The following is a 25470-nucleotide window of genomic DNA, read 5'->3' on the forward strand; positions in this document are numbered from 1 at the left end:
CAATACCTTTGGAACGCTTCTCTGAACCTGCCATGGGCCCCGAAAACACGTGCTGACTCTGGACGAACAAACTGCGCAACGAATTGTCGACCGCACAATGCAAGCGATTGGTTGGTCCGTCAACGTGATGACGCCGGACGGTATTATTATCGCGTCCGGCGAGCCTCGCCGGGTCGGTGATCACCATGAAGCTGCGAAGCTTGTCGCCAGCAGTGGGCATCCACTGATCATTGATGACTCTCGCTCCGGCGCGTACTCGGGAACCCGTCCGGGTGTAAATCTGCCCGTCACCGTTGGCGGGGAGATGGCGGCTGTTGTTGGTATATCCGGTGCGCCTGAAGAGGTCTCCCAGTACGCGGATCTGGTTCGTATTACCGCTGAGCTAATGCTCGAGCAGGCGGCATTGCTGGAAGCAGGGCAGCATCGACGCCGACAGATTGAAGACGTGCTGCTGGCGGCGTGTGAAGGCAAAACCGTGCCGGAAATCTGGTTCGAGCAGTTGGGTATTGAAGCTGATTGTCCGAGGATAGGACTGATACTCGAAGCAACAACCCAGGTTGCGGTGGAGCAGGTGCTTGTGCCGTTGGCACCCTATCTCGAGCAGCATCATCGAGCAGCGCTTGCCGTTCGCCTGTCGCCAAGGCAGCTCCTGATTTTCGCGGAAACCGGGCCAGGCCAGTCTGAGTTCAAAAACCTGCTGGCAACCTTGGCTGCCCGTGGCAAAGACGACGTCATTCTTGCGACAGGAAAATCATTCACCAGGAACTTCGTAGCCGGTTATCAGTCCGCTACCGCGACGCTGGAAGTGGGGCGCAGGAGAAAACCGGGAGCGAGCATTCTCCGCTACGAAGAGCTTCGAACTCCGGCGCTCTGGCAGAGTCTTGCGCCACACTGGCAGCAAGCTGAATTGCAGTCACTGATTGAGCCCCTTGTTGAGCATCGGCAGGGAGAACTCTATCTCAAGACGCTGTCACGGTACATTGATTGTGACGGCGAAATAAAGCGATGTGCTGACCAGCTAAGCATCCACCCCAATACGGTGCGTTATCGGCTGCAGAAAATCGAAGCGCTCACCAGGCTGTCTCCGTTTGTGCTCCGGGATTTGCTGGTGCTCCAGTTCGCCCTGGAAACACGTTAGAAAAATTGTTCAAGTCCACAATTTAATGTACTAAATTAGCAAAAAAATTGTTCTCGTCGCTAACGACCAGGGTGCTGTCAACTTTTAAACTAGCTGCCGAGGAATGCCGACCCCTACGCATAGAAAACAATACTGAACGGAGAGTATGAATGCATCTGGTCCTGATTCTGCTGGTATTGATCGTCTTTATCGTATTTGCCACCAGCAAGCTCAAGCTGAACCCCTTCATTACCCTGTTACTGGCCTCTTTCCTGGCCGCATTTGCTTTTGGCCTGCCAATCGACACCATCGAGAGTACCATCAGGTCGGGTTTCGGCGGCATTCTGGGATACATCGGTTTGGTGATCGTTCTAGGCACCATCATCGGTGTCATACTTGAGCGCACCGGTGCAGCCATTGTCATGGCGGAGAGTATCGTCAAACTGCTGGGCCAGCGTTTCCCGACGCTGACGATGTCGCTGGTTGGCTTTATCGTGTCCATCCCGGTGTTTTGCGACTCGGGTTTCGTGATCCTGAACAGCCTTAAACGATCCATGGCGAGGAAGCTCAGTGTGTCACCGGTAGCCATGACGGTGGCCCTTTCCACAGGGCTGTTTGCAACCCACACTCTGGTTCCACCCACGCCAGGCCCCATCGCGGCAGCCGGCAATCTGGGGCTGGAAGACAACCTGGGGCTGGTTATTGCCGTTGGCTTTGTGTTTGCTTTGATTGCCGCGCTGGCAGGCCTGTTCTGGGCGAGCAGGAGCCGGAATCTGGGCAGCACAGAGCTTGAGCTGGCAGAAGAGGCGTTTGAGGAGGCCAGAGAGCACTATGGTGAGCTGCCGACTCCCTGGGCTGCATTTGCACCGATCTTTGTCCCGATACTATTGATTTGTATGGGGTCGGTTGCGAGCTATCCGACGGCTCCGCTCGGAGAGGGAGCTCTGTACGAGACGCTGAATTTCCTTGGTAAGCCTCTGAACGCATTGATGATTGGCCTTGGCTTTGCGTTGATGCTTATTCAGGGCAAGCAAAAGCTGGATGAATTCGCCCGTCATACGCAAAAGGGCCTGGAGGTATCTGCTCCCATTATCCTGATCACCGGTGCGGGCGGGGCCTTTGGCAGTGTGCTGGCTGAAACGGCATTGGGGGATTATCTTGGAGATACGCTCTCGACACTCGGGTTGGGTGTCATCATGCCGTTCCTTGTCGCTGCCGCGCTGAAATCCGCACAGGGCTCTTCAACCGTTGCGCTGGTCACGACGTCGGCGCTTGTGGCGCCCCTGATGACGCAACTGGGGCTGGACTCGGAATTCGGTCGCGTGTTGACGGTGATGGCCATCGGTGCTGGCGCCATGACGGTTTCCCACGCCAACGACAGTTATTTCTGGGTGGTTTCCCAGTTCAGCAAGATGGATGTGGCTACGGCCTATAAGTCCCATACCACGGCAACACTGATTATGGGGCTGGTCACGATTTCGATGGTTTGGCTGACCTCACTGGTAGCACTGTAATATGCGGATCCTCATCGCGCCCGACTCATTCAAGGAGTGTCTGCCTGCCAAGGAGGTGGCGGCTGCGATTGCGCGCGGTTGGAGTCGGGGGGCGCCGACGGATGAGGTGGTGCAGGTTCCGCTCGCCGATGGCGGTGAGGGAACCACGGTGGCCCTGGTTGAGTCGCAAAACGGGACGCTGCATTGCGCTGACGTAACAGGGCCACTGGGTGATCCAGTAACGGCGCAGTATGGTCTGGTCGCCGACGGCCGCACTGCTGTTGTCGAAGTGGCGGAAGGCAGTGGGTTGCACCATGTGCCTGCCGGCCGAAGGGATGCCATGAAGGCAACCAGCCGGGGGACGGGAGAGCTCATCAAGGCCGCCATGAAGCATAGACCGGACACCCTGGTGATGTGTCTGGGTGGCAGCGCAACAACCGATGGTGGAGCTGGCATTCTTCAGGCTCTTGGCGCCCGGTTGCTGGACTCCCATGGTCAGGAGATTCCGTCAGGTGGCGCCGGCCTGGCTTTGTTGTCGAGTCTCGACGTGTCCCCCGCCGTTAAAGCACTGGAGAACACTCGCCTGGTTGTCGCCTGTGATGTCAGCAACCCTCTGAACGGCGCCGATGGCGCCGCAGCCGTGTTTGGCCCCCAGAAAGGGGCCACTCCTGCACAGGTGGCCGAACTGGACCGTAACCTGAGCCGGTTTGCGGACATTGCGGGCAAGTCCGGGTACGACATACGTTCGTTCCCGGGCAGCGGTGCTGCAGGCGGGATTGGAGGTATGGTTGCGGGTATTCTGGGCGCCAGCCTGAAGTCCGGAATCGAGCTGGTGATGGAGACCGTGGGGCTTGAGACACAGATGCGTTCGGCGGATCTTGTGATCACGGCGGAAGGGGCGATTGATGGCCAGAGTGCGGCAGGGAAGACACCAGCAGGTGTATCAGCTTTGGCCCGAAAGCACGGAGTGCCGGTTCTTGGCCTGGGTGGAAAAGTGGGCAGTGACTTGACGGCCCTTCATGACCTGGGATTGGCCGCAGCGTTCTCTATTGTGCCAGAACCGATGACGCTTGATGAGGCCATGCGGGATGGACAGAAAAACCTGGAACAATGTGCAGAACAGCTAGCCCGGCTGGTTCATGCCATTCGTGGGCAATGACGCCCGGGCCACAAAAAAGGGCCACTCCTGAAAGTGGCCCTCATCGTTAAGTGGATGATGTAACGAGAAGGGTTACTTGATCCACTTGTCACCCCAATGGGTAATGTCGCGTTGCGGCTCTGCCTGCAGTGCGCGAGCACCGGCCGCAGGTTCCGCTTCTTCCGCTGCGGCGATTTCCTCGTCAATCACTCGGGTTGAGAGTGACAACCAACTGGTCACGAAGGCTGCGGCATCGCCATTGATTTCAAGGGCGAGCTCGTCAACATTGGTGATGTCGTCACAGGCTGAGTGGTAACAGGGGTCGAACGCGACACCGGCTTCGCCACCGAATTTGGCGGCCTGCTCTTCGGTTTTCAGCACTTCAGCGCCGGTAAACAGCCCGCCAAACGCTATGCCGTCCTCGAAGAACTGAGCGTAGTCTGAGCGGAAGCTGATTTGCGTGCCCTCTGAGGCAATTTCACGCAGATTGAAGTACTTCTCGAACAGCGCCTCCGTGGCGGCTGACCCGGGAGGACCTGCCAGATCGAAGTCGGAACCATCGCCATCGTAGATAAAGTTGCCGAAGTTGGGCGAACCAATCATGTCGTAGTTCAGATAGACCTTGATCTTGTCCTTCTCTTCCTGGGAAAGGCTGTTAACGTAGAACGTTGAGCCAACCAGGCCGGCCTCTTCCGCACCCCACCAGGCAAAGCGGACCTGATTACGAGGGTGAGCCCGTTTCATTTGCAGCGCCAGTTCAATTAACGCAGCGCTGCCGGAGCCATTGTCGTTGATACCAGCCCCTTCAAACACTGAATCCAGGTGAGCGCCCGTCATCACGACATTGTCAGGGTTACCCCGATTAGTTTCGGCAATCACGTTGGACGTTTCGGTTTGCTCTCTCACCACGTTGGTCACGACTCTGAGCTGGAGGTCCTGCTGCTCAACCCAGCCAGCGCCAATGTCGTAGGTGGTGAACACAACCGGAATGCCGCCAGCGTAGTCGTCGCCCAGGGTGGCGTTGGTCAGGCCTTTACGGTCTTCTGTGTTGCCCTGGTTGAAAATAACCACACCTGTGGCGCCGGCATTGGCGGCGTTGGTTGCTTTCTGCCCGAAGGCGCAGGCTCCCCGTTGGATGACGGCGACCGAACCGGCCGGAAAGTCGGTAAAGTCTTCAGGTTCGCAACCACTGGTGGAGGTGTTGTCGGGGCCGAGTTGAACATCGACGGCGACGGCCATGCCTGTCACATCGCCCGGCTCGGTCTGCGACAGGTAAGTAAAGTCCTCCTCCCAGACATAGTCGGTCGGAGTAGGTGCCGTGGCCTGCAGAATGCCATCCCCGGTCGGGTAGAAGGCATTGAAAGGAAACTGCTGGATGGTCACGTCATAGCCGGCACTCTCCAGTGTGGTTTTAACGTAATTGACCGTCGCCTGGTATCCAGGTAAGCCGGCAGCGCGATTGCCATCGTTGGCCTCGGCAATGCCGTATAACCGGTCCAGGTGGTATTGGATGTTGCTTGCCTGCATACATCGGGGCAGGCCGAAGGGGGTGCTGTTGAGAATGCCAAAGCGACATTCGAACGGGCTGATGCGATCCGGGCTCCAGAAATCATTGAGTAAATCAGCGGTGGATTTCTGGCCGGGTGCGGCGTGTGCGGTTATTGCAAAGAAAAGAGATCCTAAAGCCATGGTGCGGCTTGCGGTGCTGATATGCATTTGTTTTCTCCAATCCTGGGAGTTTGTTGTTAGATCCGCTTGTGGCGGATTTCAGCGAGGGCCACCTGAAAGGATGGGAAACAGGGGCCCGGGCATCACTACTTCCTTCGATGCTTATCGCAAGACTAGTCGTGGAATATTTGTCTATCCATCCCAGAAACATTACAAAACGTTAGGGTTTTTTGAGGCGGTCATCAGCGTGATTCCTTACCGCGCTGATGACCGGGTCGGGAGGCGGATTACCAACTTTGTATCAGTAGTCAGAATCCGTAAGAACGGGAGATGGTCGCTTTTTCACCGGACTCAACCAGCTCCTGGTAACCTCTGTTGAGCGCCTGAAGAATCTCGGCGGAGGTCTCTTTGTGAACGGCGAGATACATCGGGGTTTCACGGAAGGTCAGAACGGGCTCAAGCCCCGTTATATCGGAGGCATCAGCGGCCAGGTAGGGGCCAGCAAGGCCGTCAGCCACCCATAGGTCTATCTGATTTTCTGCCAGGCGCCGGGCGTTCAGGCCATTGTTGCTAATGGCCGAAACTTCAAAGCCTTTGTCCGCCAGGTAGTTCGTCATCACATCGCCTTTGTAGCCGCCGATCCGATACTGACGGGCGTCTTCCAGCCGCTCGAGTTCAATGGGCGAGCCAGGCTTGGCGAATAAGGTCCACTTGATGGAGGACAGCGGCCCCACCCAGTCAAAAAATGGCTCGCGATCGTCTGTTTTGGACACGCAATAAATGCCATGGTCAGGATGTCGTTCGACACGGCTGAGCCCATAGCTGAGGTCCCGAAGCTTGATGCTGTAATCCAGCTCAGCCTTTCCGAGGAGTGCTTTCACAACGTCGGTACAAAGGCCGGTAATATCTGCCTTCGAATGCGCAAATGGCTGACCATTGGTGGTCATGTTGTACGGAGGATATTGTTCTGTGTAGATCCGCAGTTCTTCAGTGGCGGTCGCACAGCCTGCCGTCACGAGCAGGGCCATTAACAGCCCGAATTTTCCTTTCATGAACACACTCCACGTTGATAGTTACGTATTTATCGAGTGCGGCATGGTATTGATTGGGGAGCCAGCATGGCATGCTGGAATCCTCTTCTTTACATTTTGGCAATGTAGTGAAAGTCGCAGGTAAGGTGGTCAGGATCTGACAGGCTTTCTCCCTCGCACTGCCATAAGCTTGGCCACTTGATCCACCGCTGCGTCACTTATTAAAGGGAAATACTGCTATGCCGATTTCTGTGCACTATGGACTGACGGTGTTGATATGGGGCCTGACCTGGACGGCTATTCGCCTACAGGTTGAGTCTGCACCGGTGGATGTTTCGGTGTTCTATCGCTTTTTGATGGCTTCCGGTGTAGCCCTGGTAGTGCTTGCATTGCTTGGGCGCCTGCAGACGTTGACGCTCAAGCAGCATGGGTGGCTTTTTTTGCAGGGGCTGACGCTGTACAGCGTGAACTTCCTGCTCATATACCGTGCTGCCGAGTCCATGACCAGTGGTTTGCTGGCGGTGGTGTTTTCACTGGCGGCGCTGTTCAATGCCTTGAATGGCTGGCTATGGTTGCGGTTGAAGCCCACCGCCCGTCTGTATCCCGCTGTGGCGTTAGGGATTACAGGCGTGGCGCTGCTGTTCTGGCATGATTTGCAGCTTGGTAACGCCACCGGTGCCAGCATCCTGTTTGCGGCTGCCGGCACTTTCTGGTTTTCCATGGGGAACCTGGTGAGTATCAAGGTTCGGCTGGCACAAATCCCTTTGTTGGTGGCGAACGCCTGGGCCATGGTTTACGGCGCGGTGATCCTCGGCGTCTGGTGCCTGTTGCAGGGCGTGGAGTGGGTGGTGCCAACCTCCGCGACCTTCTGGGGCGCAACGGTTTTCCTGGCGGTACCCGGTTCCATCATTGCGTTCTACTGCTACATTACGGTGATTCAGACCCTGGGAGCAGATAGGGCGGGGTACGCGACAGTGCTTTTTCCGGTCGTCGCCCTGAGTGTGTCGACCTGGCTGGAGGGGTTTGAATGGACAACAACCGCCGTACTGGGTGCGTTGTTGGCCATCCTGGGGAATTACGTACTGTTTCGTCGAGCCAGTTAATCTCTCGGGTGGTATCGGGAGCGCTTATTCTGAATGCCCCCCGGGGCGCGCAATCTGTTTCGAGAGCCGGCTGGGATCCATGGCCAGGATGTCCTGCAGCGGGCAGGGTTTGTGTATCCCAAAACCCTGGACAAGATCCACGCCGATCTGGTCGAGCAGCACCCTTGCTTGCTCTGACTCCACGTATTCCGCCACAGTGATCATATTCATGGTACGGCCGATATCGTGAATCGCTCTGACCATTGCAAAGTCCGTTTTATCGGTCTCGATGTCGCGCACGAACATGCCATCGATTTTCAGGCAGTTCACTGGTAACCGGCGCAGGTAGCCAAAGGATGACAGGCCCGAACCGAAATCATCCAGTGCAAAGCTGCAGCCCATCAGGCTCAGTCGTTTCATAAAGGACTGTATTTCCAATAGGTTATGGACGGCGGCTGTTTCGGTGATTTCAAAACAGATCTTGTCAGGCGGAACCTGATAGTGGCCGAACAGGTCCACTACGAAGTCTGCAAAATCCGCCTGGTCAAACGACCGTCCCGACAGGTTGATGTGGCATGCCTCCAGTGCCTCCAGGTGTTCCGGTACCTGAGATAGGTTTTGGAGGACATTCTCGATAACCCAACGGTCGATTCTGGCGGCCATGCCATAACGCTCTGCCGGAGGCAGAAAGGCGCTGGGAGGCACCACCGAGCCGCCGGCCGATCGCATGCGGACCAGAACCTCATATCGCAACCCATTGTTTTGCCGGTTGGTGGGGGTGATCAACTGACACTCCAGGAAGAGCAGGTTTTCCTGAAGAGCGGTCTGGATACGGTTGTGCCACTCCATCTGTCCTTGCTGGGATGCCATATGTTCGTCGTCCAGCGACATGACGGAAACACGGTTCCGGCCACTGTCTTTGGCGGCATAACAGGCGATATCTGCAGCCTTCATGAGGGCGCTGATGCCCGAACTCTCATTGTTAATCGGCACCACACCAATGCTGCAGCTGATGGTGTGGCTGGTTTCCTGCCAGGTAAACACGAGGTGATCGAGTGCCGCGCGTACCTTTTCAGCCACCTGACCGGCCGTATTGAGGTCGCAGTTCTGCAGAATGATGCCAAACTCATCGCCGCCCAGCCGCGCGAGGGTGTCGGCTTCACGCAGATTGTTGGCGATGATGTTCGCTACCTGGCGCAGGAGCTGGTCGCCAGCATCGTGGCCGGACGTGTCGTTCGCCACTTTGAATTGATCAAGGTCGACATAGCACAGCGCATGCTGTGTATTTTCGTTGCGGGCACGCCCGAGATGACTGGCAAGCTGGTGTTCGAATTCCCGTCGATTGATCAGGCCTGTCAGGCTGTCATGGGTTGCCATGTAGCTGAGTTCAGTCGACAGTCGATGGGATTCGGAAATGTCTTCCAGCACCGTTGTGAAATAAGCGGACGCACTGGGAGCATCCCACACACGGGACGCGGTGAGTCTGGCCCATAACAACGTGTTGTCTTTGCGAACGAGCCGATGTTCGGCGGTGTAACTGTCGATGGCCCCCGAATTAATGGCCCGCCGTTCTTCCCGGGCAACGTCCCAGTCTTCCGGATGAACCAGTTCCCAGTAGGGCCTGGGTACGAGTTCATCGGGCTGGTAGCCGAGAATGTCATAGGTGGCCCGGTTGGCGTTGACAATCCGGCCTTCGGTATCAATTCGGATAATGCCGATGGCGGACTGCTCGAAAATGGAACGAAAATTCTGTTCGGTGCGTTTGAGTAGTCTCACCAGCCGGAAGCCCAGGTACCAGGATAACAACGCCACGAGAATCAGAAATCCGGCGCTGACGACGGAGAGGAAGCTGGCAGACCAGCGGGATGCATCGCCCATGGCCAGACGGAATTTTCGGGCGCTTTTTTGCAAGCTCTCGTCCAGAACGGCAAGCCTTTCCCTCAGGGCGTCGAGTTTGTCGCGACTCGGAGAGGTCTTCAGCCATTCACGTTCCATCGCGTTGCCGATCTGGTCCAGCTCAAGTAGCCGTTCATCGGTTTCCGCCCAGGCTGCAATGGCACGTTCCAACTGGTCGAGCCATGAGAAAAGGCGGATCAGCAGTATCACCCCAGGTGTAGGCGGTGATTGCCGACTGCACTTGCACCACGGCGACCATGAAACACACGGTCAGGATGATCGTGAGGCACAGCCCTGCTACCAGCGCGGTCAGTTTCCGCTGAAGATTGGGTTGCTGTCCTTTGCTTCGCATGACTGCCGGTGCTCTCCACAAATCGCGCCAACAGATGGCTTTGTCTCGCTGGGTCTTCAGCTTACAGTGTATGCCCCAACAACCCCAGAACGCCGAGAATAATAAGATAACCCGCGACGATGTAGTTAAGCAGCTTTGGAAACACGAGTATGCCAATGCCCGCGCCCAGGCTGATCAGTGGCGCCAGTTCAAGGTGAAGTGTCATAAGAGTAATATCCCTGTCGAGTACGTTGGAGCGTGTTTTTCTATCTTTCATCGTAGTCGGTAAGTCTGCACAGTGCATCCACGCACGCCTCGATCTGTGACTCGCTCGCACTCGCGAATCCCATCACCAGCCCAGTTTGCGCGGTTCTTCCGATGTAGTGCTCGCTGAGGGCCGTGCTACCGAAACCCAGGTCTCTCAGTTGCTGGCTCAGGGCAAGGTCATCCACGTTGCCTTTCAGAACCAAATGCATTCCGGCACTTTCCGCTATGGGGACCAGCCTGCCGCCAAGCTTTTCGGTAACCCGTGCCTGAAAATGATGCCACTTATCACGATAGAGTTGGCGCATACGGCGCAGATGTCGTGTGAACTGGCCGCTGTCGATGAACTCGGCGATGGTTGCCTGGGTCAGTAATGGTGTCTCTCCGCCGCTGACACGCTTGACCCAGAGGAAATGGTCGACGAGTGCCTCTGGTACGATCAGGTAGCCGACGCGCAGGGCTGGCAGCAGTGTCTTACTGAAGCTGCCCACATAGAGAACGGGGGCGGTATCGAACATGCCCTGAATGGCTGCAAACGGTTTGTTATAGAAATGGAACTCGCTGTCGTAATCGTCTTCCACGATCCACGTCTGGTTTCGGCGCGCCCACTGTAGCAGTGCCATGCGCTGGGAGACATCGAGAATGCCGCCCATGGGGTATTGGTGAGTCGGTGTGCAGAACAGCAGTTTGGCGTCGCCAAGGCTGTCCAGAATGCCCACATCCAGAACCTGTTGCTTGAGTGGCACGGGTAGCAGTGGGTTGCCGTGGCGGCCAAGGGCGTATCGGGCGCCGCGGTAGCCGGGATTCTCAACAAAGACCCTGTCACCGGGTTCTAACAGCACGTCTGCAATCAGCGACAGCGCCTGTTGAGCCCCATTGGTCACGATCACTTGGTGTTCCTGGCAACGCACCCCGCGGGAGGCTCGCAAATAATCAGCAATGGCTCTGCGCAATGGCTGGTAACCCTGGGTTGTGTCATAGCCACGAAGGCTTCTTCGGCTCTCCTGATGGTGCAGTATTCGGTTCCAACTGCGAATGGGGAAGGCGTTGATGTCGGGCAGCCCGGGTTGGAAGGGCAGGTTGGCGTCTTCCCCAAGCTGCAGACGGCTGACGGGAGCCGGCGGCAGTGGCGGCAAGGTCATGGCCTGTGTGGTTTGAATGGCCCCTTCGTTGGGTTGGTTGATGGTCTGGTTGAGGTCTTTATGCACGAATACGCCTTGGCCAGCCCGGCTTTGCAAGAAACCTTCGGCTTTCAACTGGTCGTAAACGGCGTTGACGGTATTGCGGCTGACACCCAGGTCTGCCGCCAGCTGACGGCTGGAGGGCAGTTGGCTTCCCGGCAGGTAACGTCGATGGATAATGCGCTGGGACAGGTGTTGATAAAGCTGCGTTTGCAGCGGTGTGGTGTGCTCGAACCGTATATCGTCAATCACCTTAACTGGTCCTATTGAAATCTGTAATCTGGATCTTTCCATGGTATCAGATGTTTCTTCTAATAGAGGCGTACTTTGCAAAAGGAGCATACGATGTCTCGGAAGGAAATCACGGATATCCCTTTATCACTAACGTTATCACCGCCGTCATCACCGCTGTCTTGCTGTCCTCGCAGCCGGGTGAAGCGCGCGGCCAGGAGAGCCAGTTATGAGCGGGCGCCGGCTTACGCCCTGATCGATAGATTAAAAACAGCGCATGTGGGTTTTGTTGAAGAAGGTGAGCCACGCATTATCCCGATCACAGCGTGGCGTCTTGCTGACGACCTTTACCTGCATACACTCAGCGGTGGCAGGTTGGCGCAGACGCTGGCATCGGGACAACAGTTGTGCATTTCATTTGCCGTGACCAACCAGTGGGTAATGACTAAGTCAGCGTTCCACCACAGTGCCAACTATGAATCGCTGGTGCTGTTCGGCAGGGCCTCGCGAGTGTCGGATGATCGTGAGTTCGACGCCGCATTCCAGGCCATCATTAATCAGATTGAATCGGGCCGTTGGGAGCAGGTGCGTGCCCCCAATGCAAAGGAGCGCAAGGCGACGGCATTGTTCCGGATTCCGATCAGGGAGGGCGCGTTCAAAAGCAGGGATGGCGGTCCTGGAGAGGAACCCGAGGATATGGCGCTCCCGGTGTGGCACGGTGTGCTGCCCGCGTAGGGTGAGTGCAGGCGTTGATGCCCCCGATCGTTGGCCGGCAGGTTATGATTGGGGGTCATTCAAGGTAAACTGTGTTCACAATCGTTTCACTTACTTGCCAGATAACACAGGCAGCAACGCATGTCCGATGTTGATCCCCTGAAAGCCTTGTCCGATATCGCCAGTGATGCACATACCCGCATCCAGGCTGCCCATGAGCACATCAACCCGGTGTTGGAAGTGCGCCGGGGCATGCGTGATTCGGGTATTCCTGCGGATGTCATGACCATTGACTGTCTGCGCACCCGGCGCCGCATAACGTTGATCCTGCACGACAACCAGCCAGGCGTGTTGTTGTATCAGTTTGTGACCATCGATGATGAAGTGGGTGATGAGTTCCAGGGCATGGCGTTGTCGGAGGTCAGTGCCCAAACGCTGGTGGACTGGATGCAGGATTATTTTGGCTAAGCGGGCCCTTATGTCGGGCGCCTGACACACGAGGGGCAGCATGGAAGCATTATTGATTATTCTGGCACTTGGTCTTGCGATACTCCTGCCGGTGGGTTCCGTGCTGGGTATTCTTGCGTTTTCCCGACGTCGTGATCAGTCGGAACGCCTTGAGTCCCTGAACCGGGAAGTGTCCCGTTTGCGCGAAGAAGTGACTTATCTAAAGCAACATTTGGGCGGAAAAGACCAAGACCAGCCGGCCCCGGAGCTGGAGCTTGAACTCGACGAAGCCGTTGTCGAGAACACGCCAGCCCCTTCTGAATCAAGCCCCTCTCCTGACACAAGCCCCTTTCCTGACACAAGCTCCCCGAGTGCGGATGCGACGTCACGCGATAAATCTCGCCTTGTCCAGGCCCTGAAGGATAACTGGATGGTCTGGCTTGGTGGACTGAGCGTTGGGTTGGCCGGTATTTTCATGGTCAGCCACTCCATCAACGCAGGAATGATCGGCCCATCGCAGCAATTGATGTTGGCGCTATTCAGCGGTCTTGCGTTGCATGCGGGAGCGGAGTACCTGCGTCGTCGCAACCGGGGTGCAAACGAAGTATTTGCGGCGCTGGCGGGTGGAGGCAGTATCACCCTCTATGCGGCATTGCTGGCGGGCGTTCACCATTACGGGCTGGTCGGCCCTACCGTGGGCCTGTTCGGGCTGGCTATTGTGTCTCTGGGTACCATGGTGCTGTCGCTGTTTCATGGCCCGTTGCTTGCTGTCATGGGGTTGAGTGGCGCCTATCTGGTGCCGTTATTGATCGGTGGCGATGATGGCAGCGTGGCTTTTGTGCTGTCTTACAGTTTCCTGATCACCGTCAGTTCGTTGATGTTGATGCGTTATGTCTATCGGGACTGGCTTTGGTACGCCACGTTATCCGGTGCGTTGCTGTGGTGGTTGGCCACGTCCAGCGGAGCCGCCATCGGCGCCTCAACAGCCTGGTACATCGCCGCCCTGTTTGTGGTGTTTGCCATGGTTCCGGTTCGCGCAAAGCAGGCGTTGCCGTATTTACGGGAAGTCTTGATATCCCTGCTGGTTGTCTGGGCACTATCGATGGTCGGGCAGGGCGACCGCCCGTTTTTCTGGAGCTGGCTTCTCATACTGCCAGCCGCAGCGCTGGTGCCGCAGAGCCGTGGAGCGCTCTGGTTCCTGCCCTGGGCTGCGGTGCTGGTCAGTGCGCTGGGATGGCTCGGATACGTTGGGCGCAATGGCACTGAGGTGACCTATGTTACGCAGATGGCGCCGGAGCATCAGGGTGGTTTGCTGTCCTACCTGATTGGGGCCGCCATACTCTCCACCGGGCTCGGGTTGTGGCACTGGGTTCGCCAGAATGATCGTCGCCGGTGGGCCTCCTTTACGCTGTTGTCGCCACTGGTTTGGGCGGTGCTGGGTTGGCTGTTAATACACGGCCACCAGACCTCGTCCGCCTGGTCGGTCGCGATGTTGCTGGTTGGCGGCGTTTACGGCGTGCTCGCGTGGAAGCTCGAAAGCATGCAGCGCTATCGGTTGGGCGTTGTCTGGGCAGTGATGGCGGCACACGTCAGCTATTCCCTGGCGGCGGTCATGATTGCCCGCGAGGCGTCACTCACCCTGGCCCTGTCTGCTCAGTTTGTCAGCCTTACCTGGCTGGCGCGGCGTTATCAGATGCCCGAGCTCTATCTGTTACTGAAGGTGGCCCTGGCGTTGGTGGTGGCACGGCTGACGTTCAACCCCTGGCTGCAGGATTACGATACCGATCTTCATTGGTCACTCTGGAGCTATGGTGGGGCGACGCTGTTTGCCGGCATTGCCACCTGGCTGGCGGGGAAGGATCGTGCCATTCGTCCTTGGTTGGAGGGGGCAACCCTGCATCTACTGGTGCTGTTCCTGGGTGCCGAGATGCGCTACTGGCTTTACGATGGCGATATTTTTTCCCAGCAGTACAGCTTTACCGAGGCCGCAATCAACACACTGCTCTGGGGTGCACTGGGCGTGACCTACACGGTGCGTGCCGGGGCGAGTGAGTCACTGGCCTGGTTGTACCGGTTGTTCTCGCGGATACTGGTTGCGCTGTCGACGTTGAGTTATCTCGCTCTGGTAACGCTGCACAATCCCTGGTGGGGCGGCGGCCCTATTGGTGATACACCGATCATCAACATGCTGCTTCCCGCCTACGGTGGCCCCATTCTGTTGGCGCTTGCGGTCAGCCGGTTTCCCTCGCTTGCGCCCCGGTTCTGGTCGTTGTGCGTGGCGTCTGCCGGTTTTCTGCTGTTCACCGCGCTGGAAATCCGACAACTCTGGCAGGGGAGTGACATGGGGCTGTCGTTCGGTATGTCAGAGGGTGAGCTCTACAGCTATTCGGTCGTCAGTCTTTTCTATGCCATTGGCGCTATTGCCTATTCCGCCAAGCGTGACAATGCGATGCTCTACAAGGCAGGTATGGCTCTGTTAGGCTTGGTGATTGCCAAGATTTTTCTCATCGATATGGCCGGTCTACAGGGGCTTTGGCGAGTGGCGGCCTTTATGGGGCTTGGGCTGGCGTTATTGGGATTGGCGTGGATGTATCGGAAAGCGCAGGGTATTGTGGCCCCACCGTCTGATTAGGCGGGGCCGTGAGAGGCCCCACCCTGTTAATTGCCGGTCAATTACTTCGCTGTGATGGTTTTCATCACAAGCTTGCCGTCTTTCTTGATGGGGCCGTCTTCCTTGGCGCCCAGGGTGTATTCGAAAATGCCGGTTTTCATGCCACCGTCTTCGCTATGAAGCATCAGCATCAGCATGTCGCCGGATTTGACGTCTTCGGTCAGGATGGCGGCCACGTCTGTGTTTTTACCCTTGCGAAGGGGAGCGTGTGCCACGACCGGGCCTGGCTTGCCACTCTCATCCGTGCGGTGCACCACGAGCCAGCCATTTTTCTCGGCAACCACTTTCTTGGCAGTCACGGTGCCGTCCGCTACTGACTGATTGTCTCCCCAAACCCCGACTTTCATGTTGTCCATTGCCAATGCGGAACCAGAAGCCAGAGTTGCGGCTAGAAATGCGCTTGTCATCAAATGCTTCTTCATTGTGTTCTCCTTGCTTTCGGGTTGATCCCATCTTGATGTCTTGTTCGATGGGTGTAACCACAGCTACGGGGTGTGATTCCCAAAAGTTTCAGTAAGGAAAAAAGAATCAGTGAGAGGGGTCGGATGTGGCATCAGCAACGGGATAAAGGTAGCCATGTATGGCCGGCCCGGTGGGCTGGCCAGTAGGTGAGCCGCCTTCGGGCTCTACGCTGATACCGAAGGTGGCTTTCTTCAGTAGTTCAGGATCGTAGTCACGAAGGGCTGCACGCTCCAGCTCAAAGTTGTCGTTGAGTACGCCCAGGGAGCGCGGATTCGGCCCGAGTGAATCGGCCTTTATCCACATCTGGTAGGATTTTCCCTGCATGGGTTCGGCTGTTACCGGACGAATCTGCATTTGACGGTTGTTGAGGTCTACCGAGAGCATGAAGGCCGGCTGCTGGTCATTCTGCTGGAACACGGCCACAAAAGATTGCGGGCCCTGCTCTGGCGCAGGTTGGAATATGAGAACGGCCACCAGCACCATGGCAGCGGCAGACGCCAGGGCCGTACTCCACTGCCAACGCCGGAGGCGCTTGTGCAGGGAAATCACGTTGGATTTATCGAGGCTGTCAGTATCGACACCTGCCCGGCGCGTCTCGAGGGCATCGATATCTTGTTCAATCCGCTGATACAGCTCGGGGTCTGGCGTGACCGGCGTTACTTCATCAGCCAGTGCAGACAAACGCTGCTCCCAGGCAGAGATCATCTCGTCGAGATCCGGTTCGCTTTGCCGACGCACGGCCACAGCGGCCCGCTCCCGGGCATCCAGTGTGCCCAGGACGAACTCTGCTGCCAGCATGTCCAGATCGTCGCGGTCGGTCATGGTGTGAGACACCCTTTCAGTTGTTTCAGCGCCCGGTGTAGCCAGGTTTTGACAGTATTCACCGGTTGATCGAAATGCGTGGCCAGGTCTGCTCTGGACCAGCCGTTAAGATAGGCCAACCGCACCATGTCGCGGCGATCTTTTTCCAGCTCCTCCAGGCATAGGTTCAGTCGGTTCACGGTCTGCTGGCTTTCCACTTGTGATTGGGCATTGGGTTCTTTGCTGGCAAGCTGCTCCAGCTCATCTTCCGGTGCCTTGCGACTTGCCGGCTGCTTTCGCAGCTCGTCGATAGCACCGTTGCGGGCAATGGTGACCATCCAGGTAATCGCAGAGGCCTTGGAAGCGTCGAACTGATCCGCTTTTCGCCAGATCTTGATATACGTATCGTGCACGACTTCCTCGGCCCAGCCCCGGTTATTCAAGATACGGGTGATGGTACCAAGAAGTTTCGGCGCCGTTGCTTCATACAGTGTTGCAAACGCTGCGCGGTCTTTTGCGGCAACGCCCATAAGAAGCTGGCTGAGTTGGTCGGGGGACTCTGACATGGATGGCGACTCCGCGCCTGATGGGGCGCGGCCAGTGGTGGATGAACTGAACGGTTCAGACATGCAGGAGTCGCCAACGGGTGTGTGAAAAGTTGCCTCGTGATACGCAGATTGCCGTGTTCGGGTTTATTTCGTCAAGCAAGTTTGTGTGTGAGCCCTTCACCAACGGTAGCGGACGCTGGCAACCACGCTGCGGGCTTCGCCGTAGTAGCACCAGTAATCACAGCTTGCGACGTATTCCCGGTCCGCAACATTGGTGACGTTCACCTGTGCCTGCCAGTTGCGGGTTACATCGTATTGGGCCATCAGGTCCAGAACCGTGTAAGAGGGAACATCGGTCGTGCCGTCGCGAGTAGAGCCCACATAGCGTGCGCCGCCGCCGATTTTCAGGCCTGGCACGTGGTCGACGAAACTGTAATCCAGCCAGGCTGACGCCATATGTCTAGGGATAAGCGGGGCTGCGCGTTCGCTGTTGTCGGTCTCGGTTTCCTTGATCGTGGCATCGCTGTACGTGTACGCGGCGGTCAGTTCCAGTTGGTCGGTCAGGTAGCTGACACTCTCCAGTTCAAAGCCAGCCGTGGTGCGCTCCCGGTCCTGGATCTGGAAACCGCTTTGGCTGGTGCCGAGGGAATTCTCTTCTTCGATCCGGTAAATCGCCGCTGTTACGTAGCCATCCAGATCGTCCGGAGCGATTTTGACGCCGGCCTCCAATTGCTTGCCTTTCCTTGGTTCGTAAAGGTCGCCAGTGCCATCAGTACCTGAAATAGGCTGAAATGATTCGGTGTAGGACACGTAGGGCGAGAATCCGTTGTCCGCCAGATACATCACACCACCGGAGAGGGAGAATTCATCAGCATCGGCTTCCTGGCGTGTGCCGGCCGTACGATTAACGCTGTCGACTTCGGCCTGGTCAAAGCGACCACCGGCCAGGAACACCCAGCGATCATCCAGGCGCAGTTGATGTTGGAGGTAGTAGCCTGTCTGCTGCTTGTTGATGTCCTGTACGATCAGATCTGTGGCGGTGATTGGCGTGAAGTTGCCGTACTGAGGGTCGAACAGGTCGATAGGACCGCCAAACGGAGTAGATCCCCCAGCGCCGTTCTGTTTGCCCTCGTTTTCAAGATCCTGATAGTCCACCCCGAACAGCAACGTGTGTTCGGTGCGGTCGGTAAACCACTTGCCCACCAGGCGATTGTCGATTGTCCAGCTGTTGATCTCGCCGTCCCGGTAGACCAGATAGCGCTGACCTTCCCGCGGACCTGTCTGGAAGAAGATAAAGCTGCTGCGTAACAGCAGGTCTACCTGGCTGTAGCGGAAGTCCTGCTCGAAGGTCCAGGTGTCGTTTAGGCGATGACTCAGTGAATAGCCGATGGCTGACTGGGTGCGTTCGTTGGTGTCGTAGCCTGGCTCGCTGTAGTTGGTGGACGGGTCCACTTTGCCAAAAGGCGTGTCGTCTATGGTGCCAAATGGCAGCTTGAACGGATTGGTCGGAATGGCGTCGTCCTTCTGGATACTTGCCAATAAGGTGAGCTCGGTGCTGTCAGACATCTCCCAGGTCAGGCTTGGGGCCAGGTAGTAGCGCTCGTTCTCGGTGAAATCCAGATCGCCTTCGTTATAGCGGTGCAAGCCAACCAGACGGTAGCTGAGATCGTTTCGATCGCCGACGGGGCCGGACGTATCGACCCCAAGCTGGCGATGCTCATCGGTTCCTGCCTGTAGATTGATCTGGCCCTGAACAGTATCGGTTGGTCGCTTGCTGATGGCATTAATCACACCACCCGGAGGCGCTTCGCCGTACAGAATGGACGCGGGGCCTTTGAGCAGCTCTATGCGCTCCAGGCCAAAGGGCTCTGGCAGCCATTGATAGAACCCCTCGCGATAGATTCGCAGGCCGTCCTGATAAGTCGACTGGTCGAAACCACGTATCTTCAACCAGTCGGTATCGTTGTCTTCACCATACTGTCCCGAGAGCACTCCGGCACGGTAGCGGAAGGTTTCATCAAGCGCCTGTACGTTGCGCTCTTCCAGTTCCTCCTGCTCCACCACCGAGCCGGGCCGGGGGGTTTCCATCAACGGGGCTTCCACTTTCAAAGCGGTTGCGGACACAACCAGCTCCCCCAGACTCGTTGGTTCGCTGGCATCGTCCTGCGCAGCCGCGATAGCTGGAACACAGATTGCGGAGCAGGTTGCCAAAAGGGTTAGTGTGCGCCTGATCGCCAGCGTGAGCTGGTGCGGGGTGGGAGACTGGGCCATCGAAAACCTCCGGAAAACGCTGGGAGAGAAATGAACGGATGTTCATGTTGGATGGCGGCAATCATATCAGCCGCATTAAATAATGCAAATCAATCTCATTATGATTAATAATTTAGGATGGCATTCTCACGCGTAGGTCTGTGTTCGGCGGCATGTCGTGACGAGCTGAGGAATGCACTTTTTGAGTAGCAAATTCGGAGTTTTGCAAATAGAGTTAAGGTCTTATCAGTCTTTTCGATACAGACTTCCAGGAGTATGCCCGTGTCTGAGTCAGAACAGTTTGCCAGTGATAATTACAGTGGCATTTGCCCGCAAGCCTGGTCCGCAATGGCCGAGGCGAATGGTTCTGACGAGCCGGCGTATGGGGAAGACCGCTGGACACAACGAGCCGCCGATGGGCTTCGGGGCCTATTCGATACCGACTGCGATGTCTTTTTTGTGTTCAACGGCACTGCCGCAAACTCACTGGCACTGGCATCCATGGGGCAGTCATTCCACAGTGTGATCTGCCACGAACTGGCGCACATCGAGACCGACGAGTGTGGCGGGCCGGAGTACGCTTCCAACGGTGCAAAACTGCTTTTGGGGCAGGGGCCGAACGGCAAGCTGACGCCAGAGAGTATTGAGCACCTGGTCACCAAGCGCACGGATATCCACTACCCCAAACCCAAGGCCCTGAGCCTGACCCAGGCAACTGAGGTGGGTACTGTCTATTCTCCAGACGAGCTACGCGCGATCCGGCAAACGGCTGATCGTTTCAACTTGAATATCCATATGGACGGAGCTCGTTTCGCCAATGCCGTAGCGGCGCTGGATGTGCACCCTTCCGAGATTACCTGGAAAGCTGGCGTGGACGTACTGTGTTTCTCGGGCACCAAGAACGGCCTGGCTCTGGGGGAGGCCGTTGTGTTCTTCAATCGTGCGTTGGCAGAGGACTTCGAATGGCGCTGCAAGCAGGCGGGGCAATTGGCGTCAAAGATGCGCTACATTTCCGCGCCCTGGTGCGGGCTGCTTGAAGGTAATGTATGGCTGGAGAATGCCCGGCACGCGAATGCCTGCGCAGAGCGACTGGCGAAGGGCCTGGAAGGCTTGCCGGGTATCGGGCTCCGTTACCCCAGGCAAGTGAACGGCGTATTTGTAGAAATGCCTGACCCGGTGCAGGCGGCGCTGCGCGACAAAGGGTGGAAGTTCTACAATTTCATCGGCGGAAGTGCCCGTTTGATGTGCTCCTGGTCGACCACCCCGGAGCAGGTTGATCGCTTTCTGGCGGACTTGCGGGCGCTGGTGTCCTGATTTTGGTGTCGGGCCTCTCGCCAGCGTCGTCGCTTCATGATATATCAGCACCCTGTTTGTCCCACTTTAAATTCCGGAATCCGTAGCAATGCCAAAAGCAGGTGAAATCAAAAAGAATTCGGCGATCGAGTACGAAGGTGGTGTCTACTTCGTAAAAGATATTGAGCGTTCTGTCCCGCAGGGGCGTGCCGGTGGCAGCCTGTATCGCATGCGCCTTTACGACGTTGTAACCGGCTACAAGATCGACCAGACCTTCAAGGACTCCGATATGCTGAACCTGGCGGATCTGGTCCGTCGGCCAGCAACGTTCTCCTATTCGGATGGCGAGGAGTACGTCTTCATGGATAGCGAGGACTATACGCAGTACAGCCTGAATGGCGAGGCCATTGCCGATGAACTGCTGTTCATCAACGAAGAGACTCAGGGCTTGATGGTGGTTCTGGTGAGCGATGCGCCAGTGGCGCTGGATTTGCCCCCTACGGTGGACCTGCTGATCGAAGAAACCGACCCGTCGGTAAAGGGTGGCTCGGCCACTGCCCGCACCAAGCCGGCCAGGCTCACCACCGGCCTGGTGGTGCAGGTGCCCGAGCATATTTCCACGGGCGACCGCATTAAGGTCAATGTCGATGAGCGGCGGTTTCTGGGGCGGGTTTGATCCTCGGCTTACCCGATAGCGGGGCTTTCGGTGCCGTTGTGGCTCATAGCCCCGCGTCTTTCACATTCTCCATGACCACAAACGTGCTGGTCTGCAACACATGGGGCAGCGCCGATATCTGCTCCCCCAGCACTTGCCGGTATTCTGCCATGTTCCGCGTGCGTACTTTCAGCAGGTAGTCGAAGTTGCCGGCAATCATGTGGCATTGCTCTACCGCTGAAATCTGCTTCACCGAATGGTTAAAGGCCGCAAGGGCATTGCTGCTGGTGTCGTTCAGGGTGACCTGGGCAAAGGCAATATGACTCTGTCCGAGTTTGGTCTGATTGATCAGGGCTGTGTAACCCGTGATATAGCCCTGTTCTTCGAGGCGCCTCATACGGACCTGGCAGGGGGTTTTTGACAAACCAACACGTGACGCCAGTTCGGTGACGGTCACCCGTGCGTGTTTTTGCAGTTCGCGGATGATGGAGTGATCGATCCTGTCCAATTCGACCATAACTTATTTCTCGATATGGATATACGGCTATACAAAGCCAAGAATATAATCAAATTGCCTGCATTTTAAAACTTTATGGGCAAAGAGTCTTTCGTGAGTTGTCTATACTGGGGATGTTCCGTCATACATGCCCCAGTTGATATCCCCGGAGATCTCCGATGACCCATTCCGATTCCCCTCAAAAGCAAACCCTCCTGGAACAGCTCTCCGAGGCGTTGGAGGGTGAGGACTACGACCCGGACGATTCCGGCCATCTGCGTGACGTTGTGGCGACGATGCTGGAGGAGTCCCAGTCCTGGGACGACGCGTTGCACCGCCGTTTGACCGAGGTGTTGGGCAGGGCCGAAGGAAAGCGCTGGGCCGGGATGTTCAGCGGCGGGTTCCCTTCGAGTTACCGATCGAGATTCTCCGTCGCGGAGGCCGCTGGCGATATCCAGCAAATCCAGTCCATTGCCCTCAGTTCTGATGTGCCCATGAGGTTCTACACATCATCGGAGCAGGGAGAGCAGGAACTGAACTTCAAGCTCTACAGTCAGGGCAAGCCGGTGATTCTGTCAGATGTGATTCCGATCCTTGAGAATCTTGGCATGCGAGTGTTGGGGGAGCACCCGTATCGTATTCGGCGGCGTGACGGCGAGCAGTTCGGTGTCAGTGATTTTACCGTGGAATGTCATTCCCGCTGCCGTGGCGCAGATGTCGAAGCGGCCAAACCGCGACTTCAGGAAGGGTTCCGGGAAATCTGGAATGGTTTCGCTGAAAACGACGACTTCAACCAGTTGATGATGGCGGCGGGTCTGAATTGGCGTGAAGTCAGCCTGCTGCGAGCCTACTCCCGCTACATCAAGCAGTTGCGCTTCGGATTTAGCCAGCCCTTTATTGCCGACACCCTGGCCCGGCACCTGGATATCACGGCGTTGCTGGTCGCCCTCTTCAGCGCTCGTTTCGATCCTGTTTTGGGCAATCGGGAATCTGAATCCGAGCACATCGAGAACCGGATTCTTGAGGCTCTCGACGCCGTAACAAGCCTTGACGACGACCGTATCCTCCGGCGGTTTTATGTACTGATCAAGGCCACCCTCAGAACCAACTATTTCCAACGCCAGGACACCGGCGAGTTCAAAGGCTATATCTCGCTTAAACTCGATCCTTCCAGCATCCCGGATATTCCCAAGCCATGCCCGCGTTTCGAGGTATTCGTGTGTTCCCCTCGGGTGGAAGGGGTTCATCTCCGGGGAGGCGCCGTGGCCCGTGGTGGTTTGCGCTGGTCCGACCGTAGCGAAGACTACCGCACAGAGATACTCGGGCTGGTGAAGGCCCAGCAGGTCAAGAATTCGGTCATCGTACCCGTGGGTGCCAAAGGGGGCTTTATCGTCAAGCAGCCTCCGGAAGGCGGCTCACGCGAGGCACTGAGAGAAGAGGGTATTGCCTGCTACCAGACATTCATCCGCGGTTTGCTGGACCTGACCGACAACCTGAATGAAGGCAGCGTAGTGCCACCGGTTGACGTGGTCCGTCACGACGCCGATGACACCTACCTGGTGGTGGCCGCCGACAAAGGCACGGCGACCTTCTCTGACATTGCGAACCGGCTTTCCGGGGAATACGGCTTCTGGCTTGGTGACGCTTTTGCCTCCGGCGGCAGTGAGGGGTACGACCATAAGAAAATGGGTATTACCGCGAAGGGCGCCTGGGAGTCGGTCAAACGTCATTTCCTTGAGAAAGGCATCGACACCCAGGCCGACGAATTCACCGTTGTGGGTATTGGCGACATGGGCGGGGACGTGTTTGGCAACGGTATGCTGCTGTCGGATCGCATTCGCCTTGTGGCAGCCTTCAATCACCTGCACATCTTTGTGGATCCGGAGCCGGATGCAGCGGCGTCGTTCGCCGAACGCAAGCGCCTGTTTGAAACGCCGGGATCGAGTTGGGAGGACTACAGTGCAGAACTGATCAGCGAGGGTGGTGGTGTGTTCTCACGGGCTGCCAAATGGATTCCCGTGTCGCCACAGATGCAGGCACGCCTCGGCATCCGTGAAACCCGCCTGCCGCCCAATGAGTTGATCAGTGCGCTGTTGCAGGCCCCGGTGGACATGCTCTGGAATGGTGGTATCGGCACATACGTGAAAGCGGCTGGCGAGACCCATGACGACGTCGGCGACAAGTCCAACGATGCCGTAAGGATAGACAGCCACCAGCTACAATGCGGGGTCCTTGGTGAGGGCGGAAACCTCGGTTTCACCCAGCTTGCTCGCATCGGTTTTGCCAGAACCGGTGGTGCCGCCAATACCGACTTTATTGATAATGCCGGTGGGGTGGACTGTTCGGACCATGAAGTAAACATCAAGATTCTGCTCAACGAGCGGGTGCGAAGCGGGAAGATGACGCTGAGGCAGCGTAACCAGATGCTCCGGGCAATGACTCCGGAAGTGTCGGAGCTGGTGCTGCGGAACAATTACCGTCAGGCCATGGCTCTGAGCCTGGCCGCCACGGGGGCGGTTGCCACTACGGACGAGTACGAACGCCTGATGCGGCGGTTGGAGGCAGAGGGGAAACTTGATCGGTCCCTCGAATTTCTGCCCGACGACGAGGAACTCCGCTCGCGGCGAGAGCGTGCTTCGGGGCTGACTCGCCCTGAGCTTTCGGTGTTGATTTCCTACGCCAAGATTGAACTGAAGCAGGCGTTGCAGGCTGCGCCTATTGTTCACGACGATCGTTTCTCCGCAGCCCTGTACTCCGCTTTCCCGGGCTCGTTGCTCAAGCGTTTTCCAGACGCGATCGATGCCCATCCCCTGCGCGGGGAAATCGCTGCAACGCAGATTGCCAACGATATGGTGAATCGCATGGGCATCAGTTGGGCGGACAAGCTGCGTAATGCCACCGGTGCCGACTGTGGCCGGATTGCCGCCGGCTACCTGATCTCCCTCCAGATCCATGACGTAGAAACCCAGTGGAAAGCGATTGAAGCGCTTGACGGGAAAATCAGTGCCGGCGTGCAGGCAGAGTTGTTCAGCGATGTGATTCGACTGGTTACCCGCAGTACCAGCTGGCTGTTGCACAATCGCCGGGCTGACCTGGACCCGGATGCCTGTATTGCCCACTATCAGAGGCCGCTGGCGGAGGTGTTGGCGTCGACAGAGAGCCTGGAGGCGGTGATTCCTGCAAGTCGGTGGCAGGAACGCTATGATAAATACTGTGAGCACCGTGTTCCGGAGAAACTGGCAGCCTATGCTGCCTCTGCAGAAAGCCGCTATTGGCTGATGGATATCATCGAAATCGGCCGTCAGTTGGATCGGGATCTTGAGTCGGTGGCCTGGGTGTACTTCAGCTTGGGTGAAGGTCTCAAACTGACCTGGCTGGACCGTCAGATGCGTGCCTTCAAGGCCCGAGGGCACTGGCAGGTACTGGCGACGCTTCATTACAGGGACGAACTGGACCACCAGTTGCGGAACCTGACCGCGAGTGTACTGTCCTTCGCGTCCGAAGGGGGCGGATCGATGTCTCCTGAGCAGTCGCTTGAACGTTGGCGTGAAGACAAGCAGGCTCTGTTGAGCCGTTGGCAAAAGATGCTGGCTGATATGCAAGCCGCGAGTGACGTGGATTGTGCCGTGTTCTCGGTGGCCCACGGCGTGCTTCGGGAGCTGGCTGCAAAGGCAGCTTAGTCATCTGTCAGGGTGTTTTCG

20 protein-coding genes are annotated in these 25470 nt (G+C 57.1%); 10 read left to right on the top strand and 10 right to left on the bottom strand.

The window, feature by feature from the left end; translation table 11 throughout:
* Positions 1-49 precede the first annotated feature (49 nt).
* The 3 genes from R1T46_RS09155 to R1T46_RS09165 all read left to right on the top strand — a co-directional run bounded on the left by R1T46_RS09155 (position 50) and on the right by R1T46_RS09165 (position 3769).
* On the top strand, positions 50-1138 hold the full coding sequence (locus R1T46_RS09155; RefSeq protein WP_286810368.1) for a CdaR family transcriptional regulator: 1089 nt from the start codon (positions 50-52) through the stop codon (positions 1136-1138).
* A 149-nt stretch (positions 1139-1287) separates the two neighbouring features.
* Positions 1288-2631: a GntP family permease gene (locus tag R1T46_RS09160; protein WP_126811835.1), complete on the top strand. Its 1344-nt coding sequence runs from the start codon at positions 1288-1290 to the stop codon at positions 2629-2631.
* Position 2632: 1 nt separating this feature from the next.
* Entirely contained in the window at positions 2633-3769 is a 1137-nt protein-coding gene (locus tag R1T46_RS09165; RefSeq protein ID WP_286810372.1) for a glycerate kinase, read from the top strand.
* 72 nt (positions 3770-3841) lie between these two features.
* Here the strand turns inward: R1T46_RS09165 and R1T46_RS09170 are convergent, their stop codons facing one another.
* Together R1T46_RS09170 and R1T46_RS09175 are read right to left on the bottom strand one after the other, a co-directional pair.
* Complete coding sequence (locus R1T46_RS09170) at positions 3842-5464, bottom strand: M28 family metallopeptidase (RefSeq protein ID WP_286810374.1); 1623 nt, start codon at positions 5462-5464, stop codon at positions 3842-3844.
* 260 nt (positions 5465-5724) lie between these two features.
* On the bottom strand, positions 5725-6468 hold the full coding sequence (locus R1T46_RS09175; RefSeq protein WP_286810376.1) for a substrate-binding periplasmic protein: 744 nt from the start codon (positions 6466-6468) through the stop codon (positions 5725-5727).
* 218 nt (positions 6469-6686) lie between these two features.
* On the opposite strand from R1T46_RS09175, the gene R1T46_RS09180 reads away from it, so the two are divergent.
* Positions 6687-7550, top strand: a complete 864-nt coding sequence (locus R1T46_RS09180; protein WP_286810378.1) for a DMT family transporter — start codon at positions 6687-6689, stop codon at positions 7548-7550.
* 24 nt (positions 7551-7574) lie between these two features.
* Here R1T46_RS09180 and R1T46_RS09185 read toward each other — a convergent pair whose 3' ends face one another.
* The 3 genes from R1T46_RS09185 to R1T46_RS09195 all read right to left on the bottom strand — a co-directional run bounded on the left by R1T46_RS09185 (position 7575) and on the right by R1T46_RS09195 (position 11453).
* Positions 7575-9635, bottom strand: coding sequence for a putative bifunctional diguanylate cyclase/phosphodiesterase (locus R1T46_RS09185; RefSeq protein ID WP_317308060.1), 2061 nt, complete (start codon positions 9633-9635; stop codon positions 7575-7577).
* Between the two features lie 203 nt (positions 9636-9838).
* Entirely contained in the window at positions 9839-9982 is a 144-nt protein-coding gene (locus tag R1T46_RS09190) for a DUF3096 domain-containing protein (RefSeq protein ID WP_007152669.1), read from the bottom strand.
* 40 nt (positions 9983-10022) lie between these two features.
* Entirely contained in the window at positions 10023-11453 is a 1431-nt protein-coding gene (locus tag R1T46_RS09195; RefSeq protein ID WP_286811451.1) for a PLP-dependent aminotransferase family protein, read from the bottom strand.
* A 93-nt stretch (positions 11454-11546) separates the two neighbouring features.
* Here R1T46_RS09195 and R1T46_RS09200 point away from each other — a divergent pair, with 93 nt between their 5' ends.
* The 3 genes from R1T46_RS09200 to R1T46_RS09210 all read left to right on the top strand — a co-directional run bounded on the left by R1T46_RS09200 (position 11547) and on the right by R1T46_RS09210 (position 15225).
* The gene (locus R1T46_RS09200) at positions 11547-12167 is read left to right on the top strand and encodes a pyridoxamine 5'-phosphate oxidase family protein (RefSeq protein ID WP_126811843.1); all 621 of its coding nucleotides are present in this window, start codon (positions 11547-11549) and stop codon (positions 12165-12167) included.
* Between the two features lie 120 nt (positions 12168-12287).
* Positions 12288-12614, top strand: a complete 327-nt coding sequence (locus R1T46_RS09205; protein WP_036209362.1) for a hypothetical protein — start codon at positions 12288-12290, stop codon at positions 12612-12614.
* 40 nt (positions 12615-12654) lie between these two features.
* The gene (locus R1T46_RS09210) at positions 12655-15225 is read left to right on the top strand and encodes a DUF2339 domain-containing protein (RefSeq protein WP_317308061.1); all 2571 of its coding nucleotides are present in this window, start codon (positions 12655-12657) and stop codon (positions 15223-15225) included.
* Positions 15226-15266: 41 nt separating this feature from the next.
* Here R1T46_RS09210 and R1T46_RS09215 read toward each other — a convergent pair whose 3' ends face one another.
* The 4 genes from R1T46_RS09215 to R1T46_RS09230 all read right to left on the bottom strand — a co-directional run bounded on the left by R1T46_RS09215 (position 15267) and on the right by R1T46_RS09230 (position 19346).
* Complete coding sequence (locus R1T46_RS09215) at positions 15267-15686, bottom strand: hypothetical protein (protein ID WP_041334169.1); 420 nt, start codon at positions 15684-15686, stop codon at positions 15267-15269.
* A gap of 106 nt (positions 15687-15792) precedes the next feature.
* A complete protein-coding gene (locus tag R1T46_RS09220; protein ID WP_286811449.1) occupies positions 15793-16548 on the bottom strand; it encodes an anti-sigma factor domain-containing protein in 756 nt (251 codons plus the stop codon).
* A complete protein-coding gene (locus R1T46_RS09225) occupies positions 16545-17093 on the bottom strand; it encodes a sigma-70 family RNA polymerase sigma factor (RefSeq protein WP_036209373.1) in 549 nt (182 codons plus the stop codon). Before R1T46_RS09225 ends, R1T46_RS09220 begins: the two co-directional genes overlap by 4 nt.
* A 159-nt stretch (positions 17094-17252) precedes the next feature.
* Positions 17253-19346: a TonB-dependent siderophore receptor gene (locus R1T46_RS09230; protein WP_286811448.1), complete on the bottom strand. Its 2094-nt coding sequence runs from the start codon at positions 19344-19346 to the stop codon at positions 17253-17255.
* A 255-nt stretch (positions 19347-19601) separates the two neighbouring features.
* Between R1T46_RS09230 and R1T46_RS09235 the strand changes: the two genes are divergently transcribed.
* Together R1T46_RS09235 and yeiP are read left to right on the top strand one after the other, a co-directional pair.
* A complete protein-coding gene (locus R1T46_RS09235; RefSeq protein ID WP_036209376.1) occupies positions 19602-20639 on the top strand; it encodes a threonine aldolase family protein in 1038 nt (345 codons plus the stop codon).
* Between the two features lie 88 nt (positions 20640-20727).
* Positions 20728-21294, top strand: a complete 567-nt coding sequence (gene yeiP, locus R1T46_RS09240) for an elongation factor P-like protein YeiP (protein WP_036209377.1) — start codon at positions 20728-20730, stop codon at positions 21292-21294.
* A gap of 43 nt (positions 21295-21337) precedes the next feature.
* Here yeiP and R1T46_RS09245 read toward each other — a convergent pair whose 3' ends face one another.
* Complete coding sequence (locus tag R1T46_RS09245; protein ID WP_007152658.1) at positions 21338-21790, bottom strand: Lrp/AsnC ligand binding domain-containing protein; 453 nt, start codon at positions 21788-21790, stop codon at positions 21338-21340.
* Positions 21791-21948: 158 nt separating this feature from the next.
* On the opposite strand from R1T46_RS09245, the gene R1T46_RS09250 reads away from it, so the two are divergent.
* Positions 21949-25449 carry an NAD-glutamate dehydrogenase gene (locus R1T46_RS09250; RefSeq protein WP_317308062.1) on the top strand — a complete coding sequence of 1167 codons (3501 nt, stop codon included), beginning with the start codon at positions 21949-21951 and terminating at the stop codon, positions 25447-25449.
* The last annotated feature ends 21 nt before the right edge of the window (positions 25450-25470 follow it).

The organism is Marinobacter salarius, assembly GCF_032922745.1.
Taxonomy (GTDB): Bacteria; Pseudomonadota; Gammaproteobacteria; order Pseudomonadales; family Oleiphilaceae; genus Marinobacter.